Annotated in this window: 22 protein-coding genes and 1 tRNA gene; 13 read left to right on the forward strand and 10 right to left on the reverse strand. The window is 62.8% G+C overall.

The features are described from left to right. Nucleotides 1-7 precede the first annotated feature (7 nt). From ACEUCR_RS18250 to ACEUCR_RS18260, 3 genes are all read left to right on the forward strand, one after another. Nucleotides 8-84: transfer RNA gene (locus ACEUCR_RS18250), tRNA-Asp, on the forward strand. Between the two features lie 431 nt (nt 85-515). Beyond that, the gene (locus ACEUCR_RS18255; protein WP_041995260.1) at nt 516-1,424 is read left to right on the forward strand and encodes a bifunctional methionine sulfoxide reductase B/A protein; all 909 of its coding nucleotides are present in this window, start codon (nt 516-518) and stop codon (nt 1,422-1,424) included. A gap of 114 nt (nt 1,425-1,538) precedes the next feature. Further along, on the forward strand, nt 1,539-3,683 hold the full coding sequence (locus ACEUCR_RS18260) for an AsmA family protein (protein WP_408791741.1): 2,145 nt from the start codon (nt 1,539-1,541) through the stop codon (nt 3,681-3,683). 97 nt (nt 3,684-3,780) lie between these two features. Here the strand turns inward: ACEUCR_RS18260 and ACEUCR_RS18265 are convergent, their stop codons facing one another. From ACEUCR_RS18265 to bufA2, 3 genes are all read right to left on the reverse strand, one after another. Continuing rightward, a complete protein-coding gene (locus ACEUCR_RS18265; protein ID WP_408791743.1) occupies nt 3,781-4,566 on the reverse strand; it encodes an HvfC/BufC family peptide modification chaperone in 786 nt (261 codons plus the stop codon). Further along, entirely contained in the window at nt 4,550-5,401 is an 852-nt protein-coding gene (gene bufB / locus ACEUCR_RS18270; RefSeq protein ID WP_392444376.1) for an MNIO family bufferin maturase, read from the reverse strand. Before bufB ends, ACEUCR_RS18265 begins: the two co-directional genes overlap by 17 nt. A 106-nt stretch (nt 5,402-5,507) precedes the next feature. Next, entirely contained in the window at nt 5,508-5,789 is a 282-nt protein-coding gene (gene bufA2, locus ACEUCR_RS18275) for a BufA2 family periplasmic bufferin-type metallophore (RefSeq protein ID WP_111874716.1), read from the reverse strand. Nucleotides 5,790-6,144: 355 nt separating this feature from the next. On the opposite strand from bufA2, the gene ACEUCR_RS18280 reads away from it, so the two are divergent. Then, nucleotides 6,145-6,480 carry a DsrE family protein gene (locus ACEUCR_RS18280; protein ID WP_162625882.1) on the forward strand — a complete coding sequence of 112 codons (336 nt, stop codon included), beginning with the start codon at nt 6,145-6,147 and terminating at the stop codon, nt 6,478-6,480. Nucleotides 6,481-6,667: 187 nt separating this feature from the next. Here ACEUCR_RS18280 and ACEUCR_RS18285 read toward each other — a convergent pair whose 3' ends face one another. From ACEUCR_RS18285 to ACEUCR_RS18300, 4 genes are all read right to left on the reverse strand, one after another. Continuing rightward, nucleotides 6,668-7,759: a type I restriction endonuclease gene (locus ACEUCR_RS18285; protein WP_408791746.1), complete on the reverse strand. Its 1,092-nt coding sequence runs from the start codon at nt 7,757-7,759 to the stop codon at nt 6,668-6,670. A 252-nt stretch (nt 7,760-8,011) separates the two neighbouring features. Then, nucleotides 8,012-10,840, reverse strand: coding sequence for a bifunctional [glutamate--ammonia ligase]-adenylyl-L-tyrosine phosphorylase/[glutamate--ammonia-ligase] adenylyltransferase (gene glnE / locus ACEUCR_RS18290; protein ID WP_408791794.1), 2,829 nt, complete (start codon nt 10,838-10,840; stop codon nt 8,012-8,014). A 157-nt stretch (nt 10,841-10,997) separates the two neighbouring features. Continuing rightward, nucleotides 10,998-11,450, reverse strand: coding sequence for a GNAT family N-acetyltransferase (locus ACEUCR_RS18295; RefSeq protein WP_041995270.1), 453 nt, complete (start codon nt 11,448-11,450; stop codon nt 10,998-11,000). A gap of 125 nt (nt 11,451-11,575) precedes the next feature. Next, on the reverse strand, nt 11,576-12,826 hold the full coding sequence (locus ACEUCR_RS18300) for a methyl-accepting chemotaxis protein (RefSeq protein ID WP_408760954.1): 1,251 nt from the start codon (nt 12,824-12,826) through the stop codon (nt 11,576-11,578). Between the two features lie 102 nt (nt 12,827-12,928). Between ACEUCR_RS18300 and ACEUCR_RS18305 the strand changes: the two genes are divergently transcribed. The 9 genes from ACEUCR_RS18305 to ACEUCR_RS18345 all read left to right on the forward strand — a co-directional run bounded on the left by ACEUCR_RS18305 (nt 12,929) and on the right by ACEUCR_RS18345 (nt 22,676). Then, nucleotides 12,929-13,678: a potassium channel family protein gene (locus ACEUCR_RS18305; protein ID WP_392444374.1), complete on the forward strand. Its 750-nt coding sequence runs from the start codon at nt 12,929-12,931 to the stop codon at nt 13,676-13,678. A gap of 172 nt (nt 13,679-13,850) precedes the next feature. After that, nucleotides 13,851-14,450 carry a TIGR04211 family SH3 domain-containing protein gene (locus ACEUCR_RS18310; RefSeq protein WP_408760956.1) on the forward strand — a complete coding sequence of 200 codons (600 nt, stop codon included), beginning with the start codon at nt 13,851-13,853 and terminating at the stop codon, nt 14,448-14,450. 173 nt (nt 14,451-14,623) lie between these two features. Next, the gene (gene nudC, locus ACEUCR_RS18315) at nt 14,624-15,403 is read left to right on the forward strand and encodes an NAD(+) diphosphatase (RefSeq protein ID WP_408760957.1); all 780 of its coding nucleotides are present in this window, start codon (nt 14,624-14,626) and stop codon (nt 15,401-15,403) included. A gap of 150 nt (nt 15,404-15,553) precedes the next feature. Beyond that, the gene (gene hemE, locus ACEUCR_RS18320) at nt 15,554-16,621 is read left to right on the forward strand and encodes a uroporphyrinogen decarboxylase (RefSeq protein ID WP_111874708.1); all 1,068 of its coding nucleotides are present in this window, start codon (nt 15,554-15,556) and stop codon (nt 16,619-16,621) included. Between the two features lie 188 nt (nt 16,622-16,809). Then, nucleotides 16,810-17,739, forward strand: a complete 930-nt coding sequence (locus ACEUCR_RS18325) for an ROK family protein (RefSeq protein ID WP_408791748.1) — start codon at nt 16,810-16,812, stop codon at nt 17,737-17,739. Between the two features lie 46 nt (nt 17,740-17,785). Beyond that, on the forward strand, nt 17,786-18,796 hold the full coding sequence (gene epd / locus ACEUCR_RS18330; protein WP_041995285.1) for an erythrose-4-phosphate dehydrogenase: 1,011 nt from the start codon (nt 17,786-17,788) through the stop codon (nt 18,794-18,796). Between the two features lie 66 nt (nt 18,797-18,862). Beyond that, nucleotides 18,863-20,026, forward strand: a complete 1,164-nt coding sequence (locus tag ACEUCR_RS18335; protein WP_041995287.1) for a phosphoglycerate kinase — start codon at nt 18,863-18,865, stop codon at nt 20,024-20,026. A gap of 115 nt (nt 20,027-20,141) precedes the next feature. After that, on the forward strand, nt 20,142-21,221 hold the full coding sequence (gene fbaA / locus ACEUCR_RS18340) for a class II fructose-bisphosphate aldolase (protein WP_041995289.1): 1,080 nt from the start codon (nt 20,142-20,144) through the stop codon (nt 21,219-21,221). 153 nt (nt 21,222-21,374) lie between these two features. After that, nucleotides 21,375-22,676 (forward strand): NAD(P)/FAD-dependent oxidoreductase, encoded by a 1,302-nt coding sequence (locus ACEUCR_RS18345; RefSeq protein ID WP_408791750.1) that lies wholly within the window; start codon nt 21,375-21,377, stop codon nt 22,674-22,676. Nucleotide 22,677: 1 nt separating this feature from the next. Here ACEUCR_RS18345 and ACEUCR_RS18350 read toward each other — a convergent pair whose 3' ends face one another. The 3 genes from ACEUCR_RS18350 to cutA all read right to left on the reverse strand — a co-directional run bounded on the left by ACEUCR_RS18350 (nt 22,678) and on the right by cutA (nt 25,342). Continuing rightward, nucleotides 22,678-23,112: a hypothetical protein gene (locus tag ACEUCR_RS18350; RefSeq protein WP_041995293.1), complete on the reverse strand. Its 435-nt coding sequence runs from the start codon at nt 23,110-23,112 to the stop codon at nt 22,678-22,680. Nucleotides 23,113-23,246: 134 nt separating this feature from the next. Then, on the reverse strand, nt 23,247-25,028 hold the full coding sequence (locus ACEUCR_RS18355) for a protein-disulfide reductase DsbD (protein ID WP_408791752.1): 1,782 nt from the start codon (nt 25,026-25,028) through the stop codon (nt 23,247-23,249). Then, the gene (gene cutA / locus ACEUCR_RS18360; RefSeq protein WP_408791754.1) at nt 25,025-25,342 is read right to left on the reverse strand and encodes a divalent-cation tolerance protein CutA; all 318 of its coding nucleotides are present in this window, start codon (nt 25,340-25,342) and stop codon (nt 25,025-25,027) included. Before cutA ends, ACEUCR_RS18355 begins: the two co-directional genes overlap by 4 nt. Nucleotides 25,343-25,357 lie beyond the last annotated feature (15 nt).

Below are 25,357 nucleotides of genomic sequence, written 5' to 3' on the forward strand. Positions count from 1 at the left end.
CGAATGCGGAGCGGTAGTTCAGTCGGTTAGAATACCGGCCTGTCACGCCGGGGGTCGCGGGTTCGAGTCCCGTCCGCTCCGCCACTAATTTGAAAGGCCTTCCCTCACGGGAAGGCCTTTTTGCTATCTGGCTTTTGCGAACGGAATGAGGAAACAAGAGACAACCGCCAGGACTGCTACTCGCCACTGGCAACTCGCTCCCTGCCTGTGGCTCCTTGTGCATGAGCCGGACTCTGTCCGTGTTCCCATCCGCTGTGCCACTGCTTGAAAGCCCTGGATCAGATGGTCGGGGCTTTTTCTTTTGTGTGGGTTAGCAGGGATAATGAAGGGTGTCATTGGTGTGCTACCTCGCTGATGTGAAAGGCCTTCCCCCGACGGGAAGGCCTTTTTGTTTGTTTGGCGTTAGCGAAACGCTCTGCCCCGTGTCACACCAGGCTTGCACCTGGCGGCTCGGGAGCATGAAATGGGAGCAGGAACTGTCCGGTCTGTTAATCATCGCAATGAGGAGGTTCGCCATGGCTACCCTGACCGAATTTGAAAAATACGTGATCGAGCAGAAGGGGACAGAGCGTCCTTTCAGTGGCGAGTATTACCGCCATGATGCCCCCGGGCGCTACCTGTGCAAGAAGTGCGGTGCCCCCCTTTATGCCTCTGAGCACAAGTTCAATGCCCACTGCGGCTGGCCGGCGTTTGATGACGAGCTGCCGGGGGCGGTGAAGCGGGTCCCGGATGCCGATGGCCGCAGGGTCGAGATTGTCTGCGCCCGCTGCGAGGGGCACCTTGGCCATGTGTTCGAGGGGGAATACCTGACCGAGAAGAATCTGCGCCATTGCGTCAATTCTGTCTCCCTCACCTTCGAGGCGAGAGAGGAGGGCTCGCAGCCACAACCTCAGATGGCCCTGGCCACCCTGGGGGGCGGCTGTTTCTGGTGTGTCGAGGCGGTATTCAGCTGCCTGAAAGGGGTGAGCCGGGTTAGCCCGGGCTATGCGGGAGGGCGTGCCGACGATGCCGACTACCGGCGAGTCTGTACCGGTCAGACCGGTCATGCGGAGGTGGTGCAGATTGAATACGATCCCGCCATCATCGACTTTGCGACCCTGCTGGAGGCCTTCTTCGCCAGCCATGATCCCACCAGCCTTCATCGCCAGGGACATGACGTGGGTCCCCAGTACCGCTCCGTGATCTTCGCCCATGATGATGAGCAGGTGAGGATTGCGAGCGCCATGATCCAGGCGTTGGATGAGGCCAAGGTATTCTCCGCCCCTCTGGTGACCGAGCTGACCGGTTACGACGGCTTCTACCCTGCCGAGGCGCATCATCAGGATTATTTCGCCAAGCATGGGGAGCAGGCTTACTGCCAGGTGGTGATCCGCCCCAAGCTGGAGAAATTCAAGACGTTGTTTGCCGACTATCTCAAGGGGTGAGCCGCCCTCTTTCCCAGGAGCTGTCGCACTGTGGCTGCGATTGGGGGCAAGTCGGCTCAGAGCCGGATGGGCCGTGATATAGTCGAGCCATCTATGCAGGAGAGTGAGTGAGCCATGAAGAAGATCCTCTATGCCGTGCTGGGGTTGGCGGCAGCCTTGTTGATCGCGATAACAAGCCTGGTGACCCTGGTTGATCCGGCACAGTTCAAGCCCCTGCTGATGGAGCAGGTGAAGAAGAACACGGGGCGGGATCTCGTCATCGACGGCCCCATCAGCTGGACTTTCTGGCCCAGTCTGGGGCTCTCCCTCGAGCAGGCAGCGCTGCGCAATCCGGCCGGATTCGCCGAGCAGGATCTGGTGCGCTTCGAGCGCGGCCAGGCCTCGGTCGCCGTGCTGCCCCTGCTCTCCCGCCGGTTGCAGGTTGGCGAGGTGTCCCTGGAAGGCGCCCATCTCTTCATCCAGACCCGTGCCGATGGCAGCTCCAACCTGACGGGGCTGACCCGCAGTGCTCAAGGGGGTGGGGCCAGCACCAGGGCGCCGGGCCAGGATGAGAGCGGGCAAGCATCAGGTCCCGAGCCTTGGCAGCTGGCCATCGAGAGCCTTTCCCTGACCCAGGCCAGTGCCCTGGTCATCGATGATCGCAACGGTTCCCGCCTGCAGCTGACGCGGCTCGATCTCTCCCTGGGTGAGCTCAAGCCCGACAGCTGGGTGCCCATGACCTTCTCCCTGAATGGCGAACATCAGGGGTTGACGCTGGCGGCCAAGGGGGGGACCCGGCTCAGGCTGGGCCGGGATCTGGCGAGCAGCGAGCTGGAGGGGCTCACGGTGGAAGGGAAATTGGCGCAGGGTGATACCCGGCTCGATCGCTTCACACTGGGGGCGGATCGCCTCACGCTGGGGCAGTGGAGCCAGCTTGGTGTGAGCGCCCAGGGTCGGCAGGGGGAGCTTGCCTTCGATCTGACTGCCAGCCTCAAGGGGCGGCTCGACGGGGCGCAGAGCCTGCTCGATCTGGCGGATGTCACCCTGGATGGAGTGCTGAAGGGGCCGGATTTGCCAAGACCCGAAATCAAGGTGGTGCTCGGCGCCGAGGGGCAGTGGGCCATGGCGAGCAAGACGCTGACCCTGTCCAGGGTTGCCCTGGGGGCCGATGAGCTGCAGCTGGCGGGCAATGGCAGCCTGATCATGAAGGATATTCCTGGGATCCGCTTCGATCTGGCGGCCGAGCGGCTGGATCTTGACGCCTGGCGCCCCACCAAAGCCAAGGAGGCGCCGGTTGCCAAAGAGGCGGGCAGCAAGCCAGTGGCTGACAAGGGGGCCGGCAAGGCCGCTGGCAGCGCCGGTTTGGCAGCAACCGGGGAGGCCGAGCCGGATCTGGCCTGGCTCAAGGGGCTGGATCTGGCGGGGCGGCTCAAGGTGGGCACCCTGATAGCCGATGGCGTCAAGGCCGAACAGGTGGATCTGGCACTGGCGGCAGATGCAGGTCTGGTCAGGATAACAGGCTTCAACGCCAGGCTGTTTGGCGGCTCTGCCCAGGGGGAGGGGGTGATAGATGCGCGCCAGCAGCCGGCGACGTTCCAGGTTCACAAGCAGATCGCCGGTGTCGATCTGCAACCCCTGCTGCAAACCCTGGCCCAGACCGATCTGCTGGCCGGGCGGGGCAGCGCCGATATCCGGCTGAGCGGGCGCGGTCTCTCCTCCCACGCCCTGCGCAGCCAGCTGGCAGGCACCCTGGATCTCAAGGTGGAGGATGGCGCCCTCCATGGCATCAACTTGCCGCAGATGCTGCGGGAGGCCAGGGCGACCCTCAAGGGAGAGAAGGCGAGGGAGGCCGGGGAGGCGCGCAAGACCGACTTCAGCGCCCTGACCGCCCATTTCCGGATCGGGCAGGGTAAGGCAAGCAGTGATGACATCCGCCTGCTGGCACCGGCGCTGCGGGTCGAAGGCAAGGGCAGCACGGCGCTGGTGCCCGAGACCCTGGATTTTCTGATGGCCACGACCGTGGTCGAGACCAGCAAGGGGCAGGGTGGCAAGGGGCTCGAGGATCTCAAGGGCATCACCATCCCGGTGATCATCGGCGGTCATTGGCGTCAGCCCAGCTATCGCCTCGACGTCAAGGGACTGCTGGCGGATAACCAGTTGCTGGAAGAGAAGGCCCGCAAGGAGGCCGAGCGGGGTCTCAAGAAGCTGCTCGGGGACAAGGCGGACGACGAGCAGATAAAAGGGGTGGCGGACCAGCTGCTCAAGGGCCTGTTCAAGTAAGAGACGCGCAGACAGACAGCCCCGCCGGGAGACCGGCGGGGCTGTTTCATGTCTGGGAGTCACCCGATCAGGCGGTCATGGTTCAGAGGGGTGACCATCACGCCGGCCGGTAGCCGCCAAGCAAGCCGTCTGCCAGCCAGCGTTGCAGATACTGACCGGCCTGGAAGGCGGCGGTGTCACCGGGCAGCAGTGCGCTGAGCCCAAGACAGAGGGTGGCGAAGTCCTGATGCTGGGTCATGCCCCGGATCAGGGTGGCCTCTTCCGCCGTCAGGCTGCGATAGCGGATGAGACGGTCCGGGCTGCGCCAGATGAGGCAGCTGACCGGCTGCGCGTCATAGAGAGGGGCAGGGGGAGGCAGTTCGGCCTTGAGGGCCTTCCATACCGCCAGGGTGTTGAAGTGCTGGAGGTGGAGGTCGGCGGAGGGGATCAGCTCAAAGCGCAGATCGGGCCAGCGCTCGGCGTCTTCGCGCTGGATCTCGGCCAGGGTCAGGGGCGAGGCGTCGGCGGCATCGAAGGCGGCCCGCAGACGCCACTCGAACTCGGCCAGCTCGCCGAGTTGCGGGTGGTCAGGTAACGCCTGGACGAGATAAGGGGCGAAGTGGGCGCCCAGCTCACGCAGGGTCCAGCTGCGGGGGGGATGCTGAGCCAGGTAGTCCCGGCAGAGGGAGGCAAACATCTCATCTCCCGCATAGGCCCAGGTCTGCTCGAAATCCTGTTGCAGGCACTCCAGCAGGCGGCTCTGGTAGGCATTGGCATAGATATGCCAGCGCAGCTCGGCTGGCAGGGGCCCGTCTCGCAGGGGGAAGGGCGGCATGGTCTCCTGCCGGTGCAAGCCTGCCATGAAGGCCAGTTGCAGCGCCTTGAGATCAGCGGGCGTCGACATTGTGCCTCCCGGGTGGCCAGTGGGGGGTCGCCATCGTCCTGGCCCGGCCGAGCTCCGTGACCAGCTCGGCGAAGGGGGGGATATGGTCATCGCGTTCTATCATGGTGCTGACGGGGCCAAAGCGGCGCACCGCCCGCTCGAACAGCGCCCAGACAGGGTCGACGATGGGATGGTCATGGGTGTCTATCACATAGTCCCCATAATCGGTGTGACCGGCGAGATGGAACTGCACGACGGCCTCTTGTGCTATGGCATCCAGATAGCCGTTGGCATCGAAACCGTGATTGCGGCTGCTGACATAGATGTTGTTGAGGTCGAGCAGCAGGCGGCATCCGCTGCGCTGGCTGAGCTGGTTGAGAAATTCAGGCTCTGAGTAGTCGGCCTGGGCAAACTCGAGATAGGTAGAGGCGTTTTCCAGTACCAGAGGGCGGCCGAGGTAATCTTGCACCCGATGGATCCGCTCGCACAGGTGGTCGAGCACCCCTTGGGTCAGCGGCAGGGGCAGCAGATCATGGCTGTTGTAGCCCGCCACCCCGGTCCAGCAGAGGTGATCCGATACCCAGGCAGGTTCGATGTGGATCATCAGCGCCTTGAGACGGTGCAGATAGTCCATGTCGAGGGGGTCTGCCGACCCTATGTTCATGGAAACCCCATGCATGACGATGGGGTAATCGGCGCGGATCTGCGCCAGGTAGTGGCATGGTTTGCCGCCAGCCACCATGAAGTTCTCCGAGAGGATCTCGAACCAGTCCACGCCGGGGGCGCCGTCCAGCACCTCCTGGAAGTGGGGGGGTCTGAGACCCAAACCAAAACCAAGCCAGGGAAAGGGTTGCATCTGGGCTCCTGAGTCGAGGGGATGGGGCTAAGCTGTGTCGTTCATGAAAAACAGGCCGGCGCCCTCTGGGGGTAACCGGCCATAGCGACAGCCGAGTGTGGCCTGCTCAGCGAATGGTGCCACCCTTGGCATTGCACTCTTCACGAGTCATGGTGAGGAAACCCTGGCCCTTGCAGGATCCCTGGCCCTTGCAGGCGTTATCTGCCGTCTTGCAGTCGTTGTGACCCTTGCAGCTGTTGACGCCATAACAGTGAACCTGACTCTCACCGTTCTGTCCCGTGTTGGGCTTGCTGGCGCCTTCCGCGAAGGCCGCGCCCGAGAGGGAAATGGCGGCCATCGCAAGAGCGGCCCCCGCCAGACGGTTCATGGTTTTACGAGTTGCGTGCATCTCTATCTCCTTGAAGGATATGGCCCGACCGTATGCCGGGCTGCCATGTGGCCACCTCTGCGAGGCGTGCCCCATACTGCTCATCTGAGCACTGTGCAGGGTGTGACGCTCAAACCATTACGAACCGGATCGCTCAATGGGTTCATCCTGTTTTCCGTCATCGCCCTCATCCAGAAGACCGCAGAGTGTCGCTTTTTCATTCAAATATTATTTTTTCGATCACATGGCCAGAGGAGGCGCCAGTCATGGCTGACCATTTCGTCCTGGTCCAGTCTGGCGCTCACTGTCAATCCAGGAGGCTCGCCTTGGGGTCGTCTGGCTGTCATCATGGGGGTCACTGACAAGGAGGCATCAGATGATACGAGTGGTCTTTCACCTGTCCGAGCGGGAACGCAGCCGGATGGCATTCAATAATATCAATAACTTGCTAGAGGATATGGCGGGGGAGCCAGGGGAGCTGGTGCTGCTGGTCAATGGCAATGGGGTGACCAGCCTGCTGACGGCCGGAGAGAGCGAGCCGCAGTGGCCCGACCTGCTGGCGCGAGGGGTCAGGCTGCTGGCCTGTGCCAACTCCCTGCGAGGCCAGCGGCTGGTTCCCGACCAGTTGCTCCCCGGGGTCGAAGTGGTCTCCACCGGTGTGCTGGCCCTGATCGAACTGCAACAGCAAGGGTTTGCTTATATCAAGTCCTGAGCAGGCATACCCCTTCTATTCACAAGCTTCTGAGTCTGCCCGATGTAGACTCAGAATGGCCAGTGACGTGATATAGGAGTGTTGCCAGCTAGCGGATCAGGCGGCTGTCAGAGGTGGTTTCGTATGACCTCGATCCATTCATGTTCTTGGCAGTCGAGGAAAGGGGCGGGACCCCCATGGATCATCATTATTCATAGACGGTTGTTGCAGCCAGCAGTTGGTCAGCAAAGTTAAAAATATCATCTATGGAACTAATTGGATGCCTGGTTTCTTTTTTCTCGTCATCAAACAGACCAAGATACTTCTGTTTGGCATTGAAATGTAACCTGCACAGTTGCTTGCGGTTATTATCATCTAGCAGGATGCCAAAATAGCTTTGGGTATCTCTCGGTGCTATCCGACTGACATCAAATTTTTGTCTCAGGATGGCTTTGACAACGTTGAAGGCCTCCATTTCCTCAATGGTCGTTTCTACCTTTGACTTCTCTTGATTAGCTGCGCTTTCATTATTCTCCGTAGATTGTTCATTATCAAAAATGGGTTGAATAGTAGATGTGCTGACACTGCTCCCGATCGCTGACTTCAGTCGTGCATTGATGCTGTCATTAAGGAACTGGTTCAGGGCCTTCTTGGTAATATCAGTGAAAGACTGCTTTACACGAACGGTAAGCACTCCGTCGTAAATACGGGAAGCAAAAAACCTCACAAAATCTTCTTCCGGTGCCCCAAATTGTTCTGCAAGCAGTTTTTTGATCTGACTGAGGTATTTGAGCTCCCCCGCGGCATCGACGACAGATTCAACATCGAAGGAGGTCTTGGTGAGCTTCAGTACTTCGGGAACGATATGCTCGTCTATATCTTCAAGGTCCAATGTCAGAAATGGCTTCTCGTCCATCTTGTTTGGGGCGTCAAGGTCGGTATAGAACTCATATTGAGCACCATTGGTCAGAATACCGATCCTGGCATTGGTGACAGAGAAATATCGAAATAGTTGCCCTGAGTGTTTGGTCGACAGTTTCTCACTGTATTTTTTGCACTCAACCAGAATTTGAACTTGCCCATCTTTGAGAATGGCGTAGTCAACCTTTTCGCCCTTTTTTATTCCTGTATCAGCGGTGAATTCAGGGATCACCTCGGTAGGGTCGAAAACATCATAGCCGAGAACTCGGTTAAGAAATGGCATGACAAACGCGTTCTTGGTCGCCTCCTCTGTCGTGATCATTGATGATTGCTGGGAAATTTTCTTGGCGAGACTCTGTAGCTGTTCTGAGAAATCCATATTTTCCTCTCTGCATGAAGAATGGGACTTGAACTCATGGGGTGATTTTCACTCTCTGTCATATCTGGCCAGAAATTGTGAGATGACATGGACAGATATTATCTTTGTCTATAGATAGCAAAGTGCCATACGATTCCAAGGTCAGAATGCTTGAAACAGGATCCAGCTCACCGCTATTGAGTGTGTTTTGAAAGAACATCGAGTCTTCGAGCAATATTGACGTGACAAGGGGCGCCATGGCGCCCCTTCTGCTCATTCTCCCAGCAACTGTTGCCAGACCGCCAGCACATGGCCCCGCTCTCGTGGCAACTGATCGTCCCCCACCTTGCGGGAGATCTCCGAGAGGTTGAGGCGATGACCCAGGTTGCGGATCTCCAGATAGGCTTGCTTGAGCCCCTCCGCCTGCTCCAGGGTCAATACCCCCGCCATCACGCACTCGTCGAAGATGCGCACGTTGTCCGACCAGCGGGTGAGGGCGTCCGGCTCGCCGCAGGCATGGGCCAGCACCAGATACTGGGCGATGAATTCTATGTCCACCATGCCGCCGGGGGACTGCTTGAGATCGAACTCTCCCTCGCCCGCCTTGAGCAGGTGATCCCGCATCTTCTGGCGCATCTCCCGTACCTCCTTGGCCAGGGTAGGCAGGTCCCTGCTCCTGGCCAGCACGGCGCGGCGGATGCGGGTAAATTCGGCGACCACGGCATCATCGCCATAGATGGGGCGGGCCCGCACCAGGGCCTGATGCTCCCAGGTCCAGGCCTCCTGTTGCTGATACTGTTCATAGGCGGCGAGGGAGGAGACCAGCAGGCCGGCATCGCCGGAGGGGCGCAGCCGCATGTCGATCTCGTAGAGGATGCCGGACGGGGTGCGGGTGCTGAACAGGTGCAGGATCCGTTGGGCCAGGCGCAGGTAGAACTGGCGGCTGTCGATGGGCTTGCGCCCGTCTGTGTAGCCGTTGGGGTCGCCACCGTGCAGGAACACCAGGTCGAGATCCGAGCCGTAGCCGAGCTCGATGCCGCCGAGCTTGCCGTAGGCCACCACGGCGAAGCCGCGCTGGCCGCTCAGCGCCACCTCGGGGGGCACCCCGTAGCGCTCGCTCATCTGGGCCCAGGCCTGATTGACCACCTCCTCGGTGATCGCCTCCGCCAGCCAGGTGAGATGGTCGCTCACCTTCATCAGCGGCAGGGCACCGGCGATGTCGGCGGCGACGATGCGCAGCAGCTGCACCTGCTTGAACTGGCGCAGCGCCTCCATCTGCTGCTCCACGTCCTCCTCGGGGATGCGCAGCAGGAACTGGCGCAGCTGGGGCTTGTACTGATCCAGCGGGGTGGGGTGGTAGAGGTGCTGGGGATCCAGCAGCTCGTCCAGCAAGATGGGGTAGCGGGCCAGCTGCTCGCTCACCAGGTTGCTCTCGTCGCACAGGCGCACCAGCTGGCGCAGGGCGGCGGGATTTTCCGCCAGCAGTTGCAGGTAGGCGCTGCGGGTGAAGATGCGGGTGAGCAGGGTGCAGACCCGCTCGAACAGGCGGGCAGGCTCACGGCTCGCCACCACCAGCCGCAGCAGCTCGGGCATCAGCCAGTCCAGGGCGATGCGCCCCTGGGGCCCGACCTGGCGGCGCCTGTACTCCTCCTTGAAGCGCAGCAGGGCGGCGCAGAGGGGCGCGGGGTCGCTCATGCCCTGGGTGGCGAGCAGTGTATCCAGCTCGGTGGCATCGAGCTCGGTGCGCCACAAGTCCAGCCAGATCTGTTCCAGATGGGCGGGGGCCTCTTTCTCTTCCCCCACCACGGCGACGAACTCCTGATGGACGACGGCCATCTCCTCGTCCAGGTACGCCATGAAGCTGTCCCAGTCGGTGAAGTCCATGGCGGTGATGAGCCGCAGGCGATCCCGCTCCTCGGTGGGCAGGGTCTGGGTCTGCTGATCCCCTATCTCCTGAAGGATGTTCTCCACCCGGCGCAGGAAGCGATAGGCCTGGAGCAGGCGCGTGCAGCGCTCCCCATCGAGGGCGCCGCTCTGTGCTATGGCCGCCAGGGCCTCGGGCAGGTGACGCACCCGCAGGGCGGGTTCGCGGCCGCCACGGATGAGCTGCAGCGCCTGGGCGATGAATTCCACCTCGCGAATGCCGCCAGCCCCCAGCTTGATGTTGCCCTCCAGCCCCTTGCGACGCACCTCGGCGGCGATCATCGCCTTCATCTGGCGCAGGCCGTCGATGACGCCAAAGTCGATGTAGCGGCGAAACACGAAGGGGCGCAGCATCTCGGTGAGGGCCTGGGCGTGCTGGCACTGGGGCCCCAGCACCCGCGCCTTGACCATGGCGTAGCGCTCCCAGTTGCGGCCATGGTGCTGGTAGTAGTCCTCCATGGCGGCAAACGAGATGGCGAGCGGCCCCGCCTCGCCGAACGGGCGCAGCCGCATGTCGACCCGAAACACCTGGCCATCCTGGGTGGGCTGGTGCAGGGCGTTGATCAGGCGCTGCCCCAGCTTGATGAAGAATTGCTGGTTGGCGAGTTCGCGCCGCCCGCCGACCGTGTAGCCGTTGTCGGGGAAGGTGAAGATGAGATCGATGTCCGAGGAAAAATTGAGCTCACCGCCCCCCAGCTTGCCCATGCCGAGGATGAGCAGGGGCTGGGGGTTGCCATCGCCATCCATGGGGGTGCCGAGCTCGGCGCACTGTTTGGCGTAGAGCCAGTCCCGGGCGCCGCAGATGAGGGTGTCCGCCAGTTTGGTGAGATGGACAAAGCTCTCTTCGACCTCGGCGCCCATGAGCAGCTCGCGCCAGGCGATCGCCAGCATGCGGCTGCGACGAAAGCGGCGCAGGGTGCGCTTGAGCGCCTCTTCGTCCGTCAGGTCGGCCAGTTGGGCGGCAAGATCGGACTCATAGTCCTGCCAGCGGTTATCCGAGTGCAGCGCCCGGGATCCCAGCAGCTCGGCCAGCAGGGTCGGCTCCTGGATCAGGGCCTCGGCGGCGAAGTCGGAGAGGGCAAACAGGGTCAGCAGTTCGTCTCTGTGGGCCTCGGCGAGCTCCCCGTAGTGGGGGGCCTGGAGCAGCAGGCGCTGCCAGTGGCGATCGGCCAGGGTCATGAGGGGCGCGGGGAGCGGCAAGGTTCTCTTCCTTACGTTGATGGCATCAGGGTCAATCTAACATCGCGCTTTCCCGCCTCCTAGCCGGGGGCGCTGGGCTCGCTCGGAAGCGTGAGCCGGATCCGGCCTGGCGCCATGTCGGTTGACGGGGGCGAGGTCAGCGGGTCAGGCGGTAGATATCCGGCTGATAGCGTTCCATCAGGCTGTCTGGATATGTCGGGGCCTGGAAGCCGAAACCGGCATACAGCCCATGGGCATCCGAGGTGGCCAGCATGAGGCGGCGCAGCCCCTGCAGCTCGGGGTGATCGAGGATGGCCGCCACCAGGGCCTTGCTGTGGCCGCGACCGCGATGGGCGGGCAGCACGAAGACATCGGAGAGATAGCCGAAGGTGGCTTTGTCGGTGATGACCCGGGCGAAGGCGACCTGCTGGCCGTCGACATAGCCGCCGACGCACAGCGAATGGTTGATGGCCCGCTGCACGGTAGAGAGGGGAATGCCGAGGCACCAGTAGGCTTCTTCGGATAAGAAGCGGTGGATGAGCGGCACGTCGAGCCGTCCCTTGTCGTCGCTGATCTCCAGCCTGTCTGCCGGTTCGTTCTGGTACTGCATCCTGGCTCCTTGCCCTGGCTGATGGAAACGAGAGAGGAGCCCGGGGGCTCCTCTTTGCTAAGGTGGCGACAAGGCCCGGGTTCGTCAAGGGCTCCATGAGCGCCTTTTGTCCCGGGCGCGCAGGCCTAGTCCAGCTTGAAGGCCTGAATATGGCGGCTGAGGGTCTGGCTGTGACCCTCCACCAGCACGGAGGCATCCTGCAGCTCGCGCAGCACCACCACAGAGCCTTCGACTATCTGCTTGACCTGCTCCAGGTTGCCGCTCATCTCCTGGGCGACCGCGCTCTGCTCCTCGGAGGCGGTGGCAATCTGGCGATTCATGTCCGCGACCCCCTGCACCCGGGCCACTATGGTGTCCAGCTGTTCACCGGCCTGGGTCACCTGCTGCACCCCGAGATCGGCCTGGGTCACGCTCTGCTCCATCAGGCCGGCGGCGGCGCGGGCACTGCCCTGCAACTGCTCTATCATCCGCTGGATCTCCACGGTGGCGGACTGGGCCCGGTTGGCCAGACCGCGCACCTCGTCGGCAACCACGGCGAAGCCACGTCCCGCCTCACCGGCGCGGGCGGCCTCGATGGCGGCGTTGAGGGCCAGCAGGTTGGTCTGCTCAGAGATGCTGCGAATGGTATCCACCACAGAGCCTATCCGCTCGACCCCTTGCTCCACGTCGTGAACCACGCTGGAGGATTGCTGGATGTTGCCGGAGAGGGTGTGAATGGTGCTGACGGTATCGGCGACGCAGCGGCTCCCCTCCTGGGCCAGCTGGCTCGTCTCGCTGGTGGAGTGGGAGGCCTGCTCGGCATGATGGGCCACCTCGCTGATGGCGCCCACCATCTGGGTCATGGCGCTGGCGAGCTGCTCTATCTGGTTGAACTCCTCACGGATGGCTTCGTTGGCCTCCTCCATGCACAGGGTGACCTGGGAGGCGATGTCGTTGAGCTCCTTGCAGGCGACCCGCTGCTCGCCGAACACCTGCTTGAGCTCCTCCTGGGAGTGGGCGACCGCCTTGGCGATGTCGCCGAACTCATCCCTGGAGGCCAGCTCGACTCTGTGGCTGAGATCCTTCTGGGCGAAGCGATCCAGCAGGCTGACCAGGTAGCGTACCTGCTTGACCATGAGGCGGGATCCCCCCATCAGCAGCACCACGAACACCACCCCCATCAGGGCCGTCTCCACCAGACCGGTCCAGATGAGGCGGGAGGCGATCTCGTTGGCCTTGACGGCGTCTATGCCCTCGCTGAGCAGGGTGCTCTCCAGGTTGCTGGCGTCAAACCAGAGCTTGGCCAGCAACAACAGTGTGCTGAATACCATCAGCAGGATCACCTTGGGAACCAGGCGGATATCACTCAGCCGCTGCTCCAGCGGGTTGAACTGCATAGCGTCTCTCCTTTCCTATGGGGAATTTTGCCTTTCACATCAGGGCTATCGGCATTATCTTCCGTTTTATTAGTTGGTTTCCCGCTTAAAGTTGGAATTTGCATGCGACATCACTTTACGCACTTGCGCACCCTGGATCTGCTGATGGCGATCCTCTCTCTGGTCTCGGTGGCTCTGGTCAGTGTCCGCTGGCTCGAGCTGGCGAGTCCCCAGACGCTTCAGCTGTTCTATGACATCGACAGCCTGATCTGCTACTTCTTCCTGGCCCACTTCGCCTATGGCTGGTGGCGGGCGCCGGATCGCTGGGCCTACCTCAAGGGGAACTGGTTCTATCTGCCGGGCAGCCTGCCCATGGTGGAACAGCTGCGCTGGGCACGGCTGATCCAGTTGTGGCGGGTCTATCAGCTGCTGCGAGACAGGCCGGATCTGCTGGCCATGTTTCGCCGCGAGCGCAACGAGACCCGCCTCTCCGGGATCCTGTTTCTGTTCTTCCTGCTGCTGGGCGTCGGGTCCGGCGCCATGTACTGGGTCGAGTCCGGTCAGCCGGGCAGCCAGATAGAGACGCCCTACGACGCCTTCTGGTGGACGCTCGTGACACTGTCTACCGTGGGCTACGGGGATCTGGTGCCCAAGACGGAGCAGGGACGCTTTCTGGCCAGCCTGCTGATCCTGTTCGGTGTCGGCCTCTACGCCGCCATCAGCGGTTTCATGGCCAGCCTGTTTCTGCAGCCGGGGGCCGGTCAGAAGGAGGAGGCGCTGCGCTACCAGCAGCTGACAGAGCAGCAGGCCCAGATACTGGCGCAGTTGCAGCAATTGCGTGACGAAATCCGTCAGCTGAAGCGAGATCCCTGACAGGCGGTGAGCAATGATGGCAAGCCGCGCCAGGGCGGGGCGGGCATGGGGCCCGAGTCCGACGGCCTCCCCCCCAGCCTTGAGGGGGAGGCCGTTTCTTTGCTTGTCCTTTGACCGTCACGGGGCTTACCATTCCTGCCACTCCCTAACCCAATGAGAGAATCGACAGACCATGCGCGCCCTTCTCGGGATACTGATCTGCCTGTGTGCCCAGTCAGCCCTGGCCGAAACCCGTTATGTTTCCGACAACATCTATATCTTCATGCACGGGGGACCGGGCACCCAGTACCGGATCCTGGGCAGCGTCAAGGCGGGCGAGGCCCTCGACGTGAAGGGCGGCCAGGCCGGCTTCACCCAGGTGGTGGATGAACGCGGCCGGGAAGGCTGGGTCAAGAACGAGGATCTGCAGCGCGAGCCCAGCCTCAAGGTGCGGGTGCCCCAGCTGGAACAGGAGCTGCAAGCCCTCAAGGATCGCCTGCAAAACCTCAATGGCGACAACGAGAAACGCTTCGCCGAGAAGGATGGCAAGATAGCCGAGCAGGAGGCGCAGCTCGCGACCCTCAAGGGGCAGCTCGACAGTCAGGGGGAGGAGCTCGCCAGCGTCAAGGCCGAGAATGATGCCCTGACCAGCAGCATCGACAACCGGGAGCACGACATGCAGATGGACTGGTTCATCCGCGGTGGTGCCATGGTGGGGGGCGGCATCCTGCTCGGTATCCTGCTGCCCATGATCCCCCGCCGTCGCAAACAGAGCGAGCGCTGGATGAACTGATCGCCCGGGCGATCGCCAGAGAGGGTCGCCATGGCGACCCTCTCTCGTTTGGGAAATCCCCCTCGATGGCGGTGGACAGCCTGCCGGGGGTCGCCATCGGGCGTCCCCGGTCGTAAGATGAGCCGAACGATCCCGCGCCCGGCGCACCGTTTCTCAACAAGAGTCTTTCGCTTATGTCATCAACCGAACAGGCCTTCTGGTTCGTGCTGGGGGGCGATCACCTCGTCCTGCTGGATGAACAGGGGCGCATTCCACAGGGCCCCAAGGCCTGCCTGCCCGCCCATCTCCATCATGTGAATTTCGACCGTTTCGATGAATGGAACGGCCTGCCTTGCCAGTTGCTGGACCTGGGGGCCGAGGTCGATACCCAGGCCATGGCTCCGCTGCGTCAACTCATGGTGGCGGGGGACGAGGAGGGTTTTCGCCTCGCCGGCCGCGCCTGGCAGCTGGTCACCTTTCGCCGCACCCATCGCTTCTGCGGCGAGTGCGGCGCCCCCATGACCCCAGAGGCGGGAGAGTGGGCCCAGGGGTGCCGTCATGGCCATGTGGTCTATCCGCGCATCTCACCCTGTATCATAGTGGCGGTGCGCAAGGGTTCGGCGCTGCTGCTGGCGGCCCATCGCCGCCATCATCAGGTGGACGACCCCATGTTCACCGTGCTGGCGGGTTTCGTGGAGGCGGGGGAGAACCTCGAGCAGTGCGTGGCGCGGGAGGTGTTCGAGGAGAGCGGCATCCGGGTGCGCAACGTACGCTATGTGTCGAGCCAGCCCTGGCCCTTCCCCCACAGCCTGATGATGGGATTTGTCGCCGAGTACGAGAGCGGCGAGATCCGGTTGCAGGAAGAAGAGCTGGTGGCCGCCGACTTCTTCGAGGCGGACCGGCTGCCGAGGCTCCCTCCCCACGGCACCATAGCACGGCGGCTCATCGAGCTCTGCCTCGCAGACGCCATCTGAGAGACCGGCCGGGAACATGGCCGCATCTTGTTTGCGCCCCCTCACATCTTTGGGGTTGAGGGGGCGTGCGAGGCGCTCTCGCCGTCCCCTGGTGCAGACAAAGTGGTATCATATCCGCCATTTTATGCGTGACACGACTCAGGAACTGGGATGAAAGAGCTGAAAAACGATCGATACCTGCGCGCCCTGCTGCGCCAGGACGTGGACATGACCCCGGTATGGATGATGCGCCAGGCTGGCCGCTATCTGCCGGAATACAAGGCGACCCGTGCCGTCGCGGGGGATTTCATGTCCCTGTGCCGCAACGCCGAGCTGGCCTGCGAGGTCACCTTGCAGCCCCTGCGCCGCTATCCCCTCGATGCCGCCATCCTCTTCTCCGACATCCTGACCGTGCCCGACGCCATGGGGCTGGGCCTCTACTTCGAGCACGGGGAAGGCCCGCGTTTCGAGCGCCCCATCAAGTCCATGGCGGACGTGCAGGCCCTGCCCATCCCGGATCCGGAAGACGAGCTCGGCTACGTGATGAACGCGGTGCGCACCATTCGCCGCGAGCTCAAGGGCGAGGTGCCGCTCATCGGCTTCTCCGGCAGCCCCTGGACCCTGGCCACCTACATGGTGGAGGGGGGCAGCTCCAAGGCGTTCACCAAGATAAAACAGATGATGTACGCAGAGCCCAAGACACTGCACCTGCTGCTGGACAAGCTGGCGGACAGCGTGATCAGCTACCTCAACGCTCAGATCAGGGCGGGTGCCCAGTCCGTCATGGTGTTCGACACCTGGGGCGGCGTGCTGACCCCGCGGGATTACCGCGACTTCTCCCTGCAGTACATGCACAAGATCGTCGATGGCCTGATCCGTGAGAATGAGGGGCGCCGCGTGCCGGTCACCCTGTTCACCAAGAACGGCGGCCAGTGGCTGGAGCAGATCGCCGCCACCGGCTGCGATGCCCTGGGGCTGGACTGGACCACCGACATCGCGGATGCCAAACGCCGGGTCGGCGACAAGGTGGCGCTGCAGGGCAACATGGACCCTTCCATGCTCTACGCCGCGCCCGAGCGCATCCGCGAAGAGGTCGCCTCCATCCTGGCGGGCTTTGGCAGCGGCAACGGTCACGTCTTCAACCTGGGCCACGGTATCCATCAGGACGTGAGCCCGGAGCACGCCGGGGTGTTCGTCAACGCGGTGCACGAGCTGTCGGCGCAGTACCACGGCCGCTGAGCGTCGTCGACCGCACAGTGAACAACGGGGCCTGCGGGCCCCGTTTTGCTGCCCGGGCTCGCGGGGGCTGCATCCTGGTCACCGCTCGGGTTACACTGCACCACCATTGAACAGGGTCGCGGACAGCATGGGCGAGGGCGCCTCCCGACGACCGGGTGAGGGTGGCGTTGAACATGGCAGGAGGCAGGATGGGCAAGGGTGCGTGGGATTGGGGCATCGACCTTGGCGGGACCAAGTGCGAGTGCGTGGTACTCGAGGGTGACGAGGTGCTGCTGCGCCATCGCATCCTCACCGAACGCCGTGGCGGTTACGAGCACATACTCGGTCAGATCGCCAGGCTGGTGGACGAGTGCGCCGAGCGGCTCGGCCAGCGCCCTGTTCTCATCGGCATGGGCACCCCGGGGGCGCGGGATCCCCAGACCGGCCTGATGAAGAACTGCAACACCACCGAGTTGAATGGCAAGCCCCTCAAGGAGGATCTGGCGCGCAGGCTGGGCGTGCCCGTGCTCATCGCCAACGACGCCAACTGCTTCGCCTTGGCGGAGACCCACCTGGGGGCGGTGCGCCAGCACCATCCCGATGCCAGGGTCGTATTTGGCATCATCATGGGCACGGGAGTGGGGGCCGGCATCGTCATCAACGGCCAGATCCTCAACGGCCACCACGGCATCGCCGGGGAGTGGGGTCACAATGTCCTGCTGCCGGAGGGGCCCGAGTGCTACTGCGGCAAGCGTGGCTGTGTCGAAACCCTCATCAGCGGCCCTGCGCTGGAGGCCTGGTATGAGGCCAAGGCCAAACGCCATCTGTCCCTGGCACGGATAGCGGCGGCGACCGCCCACGACCAGGTTGCCAGACTCACCCTGGATCGGTTGCACCTGCTGTTCGGCCAGGCCCTCGCCAACGTGGTCAACATCCTGGATCCGGATGTGATCGTAATCGGTGGCGGCGTAGGCAATGTGCAGAGCCTCTATCGCGCCGGGCGCGAGACGCTATTGCCCTTCCTGTTCAACCCCCGTTTCGCCACCCCCATGATAGCGCCGGCCCTGGGGGACAGCGCCGGGGTATTCGGTGCCGCACTGCTGGCCCGTGGCACCTTCCGGGAGGCGCAACTCTCATGATGCCTCCCCATCTTCTCCTCGTCGCAGGTAAGGACACTCAATCTCCATGATCAAGATTGCCATCAACGGCTATGGCCGCATCGGGCGCAACGTGCTCCGGGCCCTCTACGAGAGCGGTCGTGACAAGACCATCAAGATAGTCGCCATCAACGAGCTGGCTGCCCCCGAGGCCATGGTGCACCTCACCCGCTTCGACACCAGCCATGGTCGCTTCGGTCATCCGGTACAGCTGGCGGGAAGCCGCATGCAGGTGGGGGAGGATCTCATCGCCCTGTTTGCCGAGCGGGATCCGGCCAATCTGCCCTGGCGGGCACTGGGGGTGGACGTGGTGCTGGACTGCACCGGGGTCTTCGGCTCCCGGGCCGATGCCGAGCGCCATCTGAATGCGGGGGCGGGCAAGGTGCTCTTCTCCCATCCGGCGGATGCGGACGTGGACGCGACAATCGTTTTCGGGGTGAACCACCAGACCCTGACGGGACGGGAGCGGATCGTCTCCAATGCCTCCTGTACCACCAACTGCGTGGTGCCCGTCATCGAAACATTGCATCGAGAATTCGAGATAAATTGTGGTACTATTACGACAATTCATTCGGCCATGCACGACCAGCAAGTCATCGATGCCTACCACAGCGACTTGCGTCGAACCCGGGCCGCCAGCCAGTCCATCATCCCGGTGGATACCAAGCTGGCAAAGGGGCTGGAGCGGATCCTGCCCCATTTCGCCGGCAAGTTCGAGGCGATCGCGGTGCGGGTGCCGACCATCAATGTAACCGCCATGGATCTGAGCATTACTGTTCGTAAAAAAGTGACGGTTACTGACGTAAATCAAGCCCTGCAACGGGCATCCAGAGGTACATTACAGGGTATCCTGGACTACACGGAAGAGCCGCTGGTCTCCGTAGACTTCAATCATGATGCACACTCCTGCATCATTGATGGTACCCAGACCCGGGTGAGCGATGCCAACCTCGTCAAGATGTTGATGTGGTGCGACAACGAATGGGGCTTCGCCAACCGCATGCTGGATACCACCCGGGCCATGATGGCCGCAGGCTGAGAGCCTGCACCGGGCGCAAGGTTACTGTTTTTTTAACATTACCTGAAAATATATAGAGGACTGAATATGTCTGTTATCAAGATGACCGACCTGGATCTGGCGGGTAAACGCGTTCTGATCCGTGCTGACCTGAACGTGCCGGTAAAAGACGGCAAGGTCACTTCAGATGCACGGATCAAAGCGACTCTGCCGACCATCAAGCTGGCTCTGGAAAAGGGCGCCAAGCTGATGATCACCTCCCACCTGGGTCGTCCGACCGAGGGTGAATACAACGAAGAATTCTCCCTGGCCCCGGTCGTCAACTATCTGAAAGACGCACTGTCCTGCCCGGTCCGCCTGGCCAAGGATTACCTGGATGGCGTAGACGTCGCCGCCGGCGAGCTGGTCGTGCTGGAAAACTGCCGCTTCAACAAGGGCGAGAAGAAGAACGCCATCGATCTGGCCAAAAAATACGCCGCCCTGTGTGACGTCTTTGTAATGGATGCATTCGGTACTGCTCACCGCGCCGAAGGCTCCACCTACGGTGTGGCCCAGTTCGCCCCGGTCGCCTGTGCCGGCCCGCTGCTGGCCGGTGAACTGGACGCCCTGGGCAAGGCCATGCTCAAGCCCGAGCGCCCCATGGTAGCCATCGTGGGCGGCTCCAAGGTCTCCACCAAGCTGACCGTGCTGGAGTCCCTGTCCAAGATCGCTGACCAGCTGGTGGTCGGTGGTGGCATCGCCAACACCTTCATCGCCGCTGCCGGTCACAACGTCGGCAAGTCCCTGTGCGAGCACGACCTGATCGACACCGCCAAGAAGCTGGCTGCCGAGACCAACATTCCGGTGACCACAGACGTGGTTGTCGGTGCCGAGTTCTCCGAATCCACCCCGGCCACCATCAAGTCCGTTTCCGACGTGACTGACGGCGACATGATCTTCGACATCGGTCCGGATTCCGCCAAGGCCCTGGCCGACATCATCATGAACGCCAAGACCATACTGTGGAACGGCCCGGTCGGCGTGTTCGAGTTCGACCAGTTCGCCGCAGGCACCAAGGTGATCGCCGAAGCCATCGCCGCTTCCCCGGCCTTCTCCATCGCTGGCGGTGGTGACACCCTGGCCGCCATCGACAAGTTCGGCATCGCCGACAAGGTCTCCTACATCTCCACCGGCGGCGGCGCCTTCCTGGAGTTCGTAGAAGGCAAGGTACTGCCGGCTGTCGCGATTCTCGAAGAGCGCGCCAAAGCCTAATTGACCCGGGACGGGGGGCAAAAGCCTCCCGTTTCGTTTATCATGTGGCCGCTGTGCCGGTTCATGATGAACCCCCCACTTTTTATTAACGGCATACGAGACAGGACGATTAAACATGTCTAAGAAAATTTTCGACTTCGTAAAACCCGGCGTGATCACTGGTGATGACGTTCAGAAAGTGTTCGCCATCGCCAAGGAAAACGGCTTCGCTCTGCCGGCCGTCAACTGCGTCGGTACCGACTCCGTCAACGCCGTGCTGGAAGCTGCCGCCAAGGTCAAAGCCCCGGTCATCGTGCAGTTCTCCAACGGTGGTGCCGTGTTCACCGCCGGCAAGGGTCTGAAGCTGGAAGGCCAGCAAGCTGCCATCCTGGGTGCCATCTCCGGCGCCAAGCACGTGCACGCCGTGGCCGAAGCCTACGGTGTTCCCGTGATCCTGCACACCGACCATGCCGCCAAGAAGCTGCTGCCGTGGATCGACGGTCTGCTGGACGCGGGCGAGAAGCACTTCGCCGAGACCGGCAAGCCGCTGTTCTCCTCCCACATGCTGGATCTGTCCGAAGAGCCGCTGGAAGAGAACATCGACATCTGCTGCGAGTACCTGACCCGCATGGCCAAGCTGGACATGACCCTGGAGCTGGAACTGGGCTGCACCGGCGGTGAAGAAGACGGCGTGGACAACAGCCACCTGGATCAATCCTCCCTGTACACCCAGCCGGAAGACGTGGCCTACGCTTACGAGCGTCTGTCCAAGATCAGCCCGCGTTTCACCATCGCTGCCTCCTTCGGCAACGTGCACGGTGTGTACAAGCCGGGTAACGTCAAGCTGACCCCGACCATCCTGGACGCTTCCCAGAAGTACGTTTCCGAGAAGTTCGGTCTGCCTGCCAAGTCCCTGGACTTCGTGTTCCACGGTGGCTCAGGTTCCACCCTGGAAGAGATCCGCGAATCCATCTCCTACGGTGTGGTGAAGATGAACATCGACACCGACACCCAGTGGGCGACCTGGGAAGGCGTGCTGGGCTTCTACAAGGCCAACGAAGCCTACCTGCAAGGCCAGCTGGGCAACCCGGAAGGCGCCGACAAGCCGAACAAGAAGTTCTACGATCCGCGCGTCTGGGTACGTGCCGGTCAGACTTCCATGATCGCCCGTCTGGAGAAGGCCTTCTCCGACCTGAACGCCGTCGACGTACTGTAATTCACAGCACCTCGATTGCATGAAAAGGCGCCCTTCGGGGCGCCTTTTGCATTTCTGTGATCCTGGCGGGCTGGATTGACGATGGAGGGCTGGGTATTATCGATGACACCCGTTTAATTTAGTAAACGAATGCAACCAGGCAGGATGCTGAGCATGCAGACAGGAAGACAGGGACATCAGGAACACGTGGCCTCCTATTACGCGGCCACCCGCAACGACACGCAGCAGTGGCCCGAGCTCAGTGGTGAGCTGGATGCGGACGTCTGCGTCATCGGTGGCGGTTTCACCGGCCTCAACACCGCCATTAATCTGGCCCAGGAGGGCTACAAGGTGGTGCTGCTTGAAGCCAACCGCATCGGCTGGGGGGCGTCGGGGCGCAACGGCGGCCAGCTCATTCGCGGCATAGGCCACGATACCAGCCAGTTCGCCCGTTACATCGGTGAGGAGGGCGTACGGGAGCTGGATCGGATGGGGATCGAAGCGGTACAGCTGGTGCGGGATCGGGTCGAGCGCTTCGACATCGACTGCGATCTCACCTGGGGCTATTGCGATCTCGCCACCAAGGCGCGCCACCTGAAAGGGTTCGAGGAGGATGCGCAGCACCTGGCGAACCTGGGTTATGAGCATGAGTTGACGCTGGTGGCGCGCGAAGATATCCATACCGTGGTGGGATCGGATCGCTACATCGGCGGCATGATCGACATGGGCTCCGGCCACCTTCACCCCCTCAACCTGGCTCTGGGAGAGGCGCGCGCGGCGGCCAGCCTCGGCGTCGCCCTGTTCGAGCACTCCAGGGTGACCCACATCGACTACGGCGAGCGGGTCGAGGTGACCACGGCCCACGGTCGGGTGAGCAGCGATTATCTGGTGATCGGCTGCAACGCCTATCTCAACGAACTCAATCCGGAGCTGGGGGGCAAGGTGCTGCCGGCGGGCTCCTACATACTCGCCACCCAGGTGCTGGAGAAGCGGCTGCGCCAGCGATTGCTGCCGCAGAACATGGCGGTGTGCGATCAGAACGTGGCGCTGGACTACTACCGCCTCTCGGCCGATGGCCGGCTGCTGTTTGGCGGCGCCTGCAACTACTCAGGAAGGGATCCCAGGGATATCAAGGCCTTCATGCTGCCCAAGCTGCTGCGGGTCTTCCCCGAGCTCGCGGGCACCGCCATCGAGTTCCAGTGGGGGGGCATGATAGGGATTGGTGCCAACCGGTTGCCGCAGATAGGCCGCCTGGCTGATCACCCCAACGTCTTCTACGCCCAGGCCTATTCGGGTCACGGCCTCAACGCCACCCACATGGCGGGCAAGCTGGTGGCGGAGGCGATAAAGGGGGAGAGCCGAGGCTTTGATCTGTTCAGCCGCGTGCCCCACATGACCTTTCCTGGCGGTCCGGCCCTGCGTTCACCCTTGCTGGCGCTCGGTATGCTGTGGCACAGGATGAAGGATCTGCTCTAGATCAGGCGGCGGGACTGTGTACTCCCTGGGCGGGCTCGGCCAGGCGCCAGCCCTGCTCCGTCCTGACCATCCACACCTGGACCTGCTGCGCCAGCGCCTGGCCTGCCTCGAACTCGCCATATTTTCGCTCCAGCTCCATCAGCCCCATCTCCTGCTGGAAGGGGCCGGCTCTGTCATAGATCAGATCCTCGTCCTGCAGCACCCTGAGCTCTGCCAGTCCCTGTTTGAAATGGATCCGGTAGCTGACGCTGACGAGATAGACGCCTTCCTCTCGCTGCGTCTTGTCCAGCACCTGAAAATCACTGATATCAAACAGCTGGGCATCGGCGCTCCCGTGCAGCCTGGCCCTGATCTGGCCTTCTATCTCATCGGCGGCGGGCCCGGCGCTGCAGGCTGCCAGCCAGAGGGCCAGCAGGGGGATGAACCACTTTTTCATCAAGACTCCGGACGATGCGAGACGGGAAAGGGCGAATTTTGCCATGGCACGCACCATAAACAAGGGATGGCGGGAAAAATCGGCGTGGATGCCAGAAACCGAGGGCCCAGTTTGCTCCCCTGAGCCCCCCGTTGCTAACGGATCCTGTCGAGCTGGCCGAGGAACTCGGCGGGCCCCATGAAGCCGGTCACCCGCTGGCCGTTCACCTCGTTGCCATCGCGATCGAAGAAGATCAGGGTCGGCAATCCCAGCACGTTCAGGCCATTGAGCAGCTCGACGTCGGCGTCGTCGTTGGCGGTGACGTCTGCCTGCAGCAGCACCATGTCAGCAAAGCGCGCCCGCACCTCGGGGTCGCTGAAGGTCTTGTGCTCGAACTCCTTGCAGGCCACGCACCAGTCGGCGTAGAGATCCAGCAGCACCGGCTTGCCGCGGGCGGCGACCAGTTGCGTCTTGAGATCATCCTGGGTCTTGATGCGGATGAATCGGGGGGCCTGGATGTCGGCACTCGCACCGCTTTGGGTCGGCAGCAGCAGATCCTTGCCCGCGACCATGGCGCCCATCATGGCCAGCAGCAGGGCAAAGCCGCGCAGGCTCTTGCCAGGGCCATGCTCGCTCCCCTGATTGTGATGATAGAGGTAACCACACAGCGCCAGCCCCAAGCCGAGCCAGGCCAGGTTGGTGACCTGGTCGCTCCACAGCCGTGACAGCAGCAGTATGGGCACCGCCAGCAGCGCAAAACCAAACAGCTGCTTGACCACATCCATCCAGGCCCCCGCCTTGGGCAGCAGCCTGCCCCCCGAGGTGCCGAGCAGCAGCAGGGGCAGCCCCATGCCCAGCGACAGGGCGTAGAGGGCCGCGCCGCCGAGCCAGAGATCGCCGCTTTGGGCCACGTAGATGAGGGCGCCGGAGAGGGGGGCCGTGGTGCAGGGGGAGCAGACCAGTCCCGAGATAGCCCCCATGATGGCGACACCGGCGACCGAGCCGCCCTGCTGGCGGTTGGAGAGGCCCGAGAGACGGGTCTGCAGGCTGCTCGGCAGTTGCAGGCTGTAGAGCCCGAACATGGAGAGGGCCAGCAGCACGAACATGACGGAGAGGCCGATCAGCACATAGGGGTGCTGCAGGGCCGCCTGGAATTGCAACCCGGCCGACGCCACCACCAGCCCGAGCAGGGTGTAGGTGAGCGCCATCCCCTGCACATAGACGAAGGAGAGCAGGAAGGCGCGTCGGGTGGAGAGGCGGTGCCCCGCCCCTGCGATGATGCCGGTGAGGATGGGATACATGGGGAAGACGCAGGGGGTGAAGGCAAGGCCGAGGCCGAGTGCAAAGAAGGCGGCGACGCTGAGCCAGAAGCCCTGGCTGCCGAGGGCGGCGGCCAGCCTGTCCTGCTGGCTGGCGGTGGCATCCTGAGTGGCGGCGCCGGTCAGGGTGCCGGGCCGGATCGCCGGCTCGTCCGCGGCGCCAAGGGGGTTCAGGTCGATCACCTTGTCGGTGGGGGGGTAGCAGAGCCCCTCGGTGCAGCCCTGATAGCTGACGTGCAGCCGACCCCCTTCATCGACCCGGGTGAGTTGCAGCGGGATCTCCACCTGCCGGTAGTAGACCTGAGTCTTGCCGAAGAAGTCATCCTCATGGTCCGTGCCCGGCGGGAGCGCAGGGGGGGCGACGTCGGCGTTCTCCCCCTTGAAGGCGAAGCGGTGGCGATAGAGGTAGTAACCCTCGGCAATCTGCAGGCGCACCGTCAGTTGGGCCCCCTCTTGCACGGCATCGAGGGCGAAGGCCTCATCGACCTTGAGAAAGCGGGGGGCCTGCTGGCCCAGGCCGAGCAAGGCAAGGGGATCCACATTGGCCCTGACGAGGGCGGGGGCCAGCCCGGTCAGCAGGGCAGTGAGCAGCAGGAGCGGGGAGAGAAGGCGGATCATGAGGTTTCCTGTGTCAGCCAGTCAAGATAGGGCCCATGGCCGCCCGTGACGGGCAGGGTGATCAGCTCGGGGGTGTCATAGGGATGCAGGGCCAGGATCGCCTGCTCGATGGCGGCAAACAGCGGCATGCGGGACTTGATGATGAGCTGGATTTCGCTGGCGCGCTCAACCTTCCCCTGCCAGCGGTAGAGGGAGCGCACCCCGGGCAGCTGGTTGATGCAGGCCGAGAGGCGGCGCTCGAGCAGCTGCTCGCTGATGAGGTCGGCGCTCGCCTGATCCGGGCAGGTACAGAGCAGCAAGATGGCATCCGTCATGGGGCAAGGGTCTCC

Source organism: Aeromonas bivalvium (genome assembly GCF_046078285.1).
Classification (GTDB): Bacteria; Pseudomonadota; Gammaproteobacteria; order Enterobacterales; family Aeromonadaceae; genus Aeromonas; species Aeromonas bivalvium.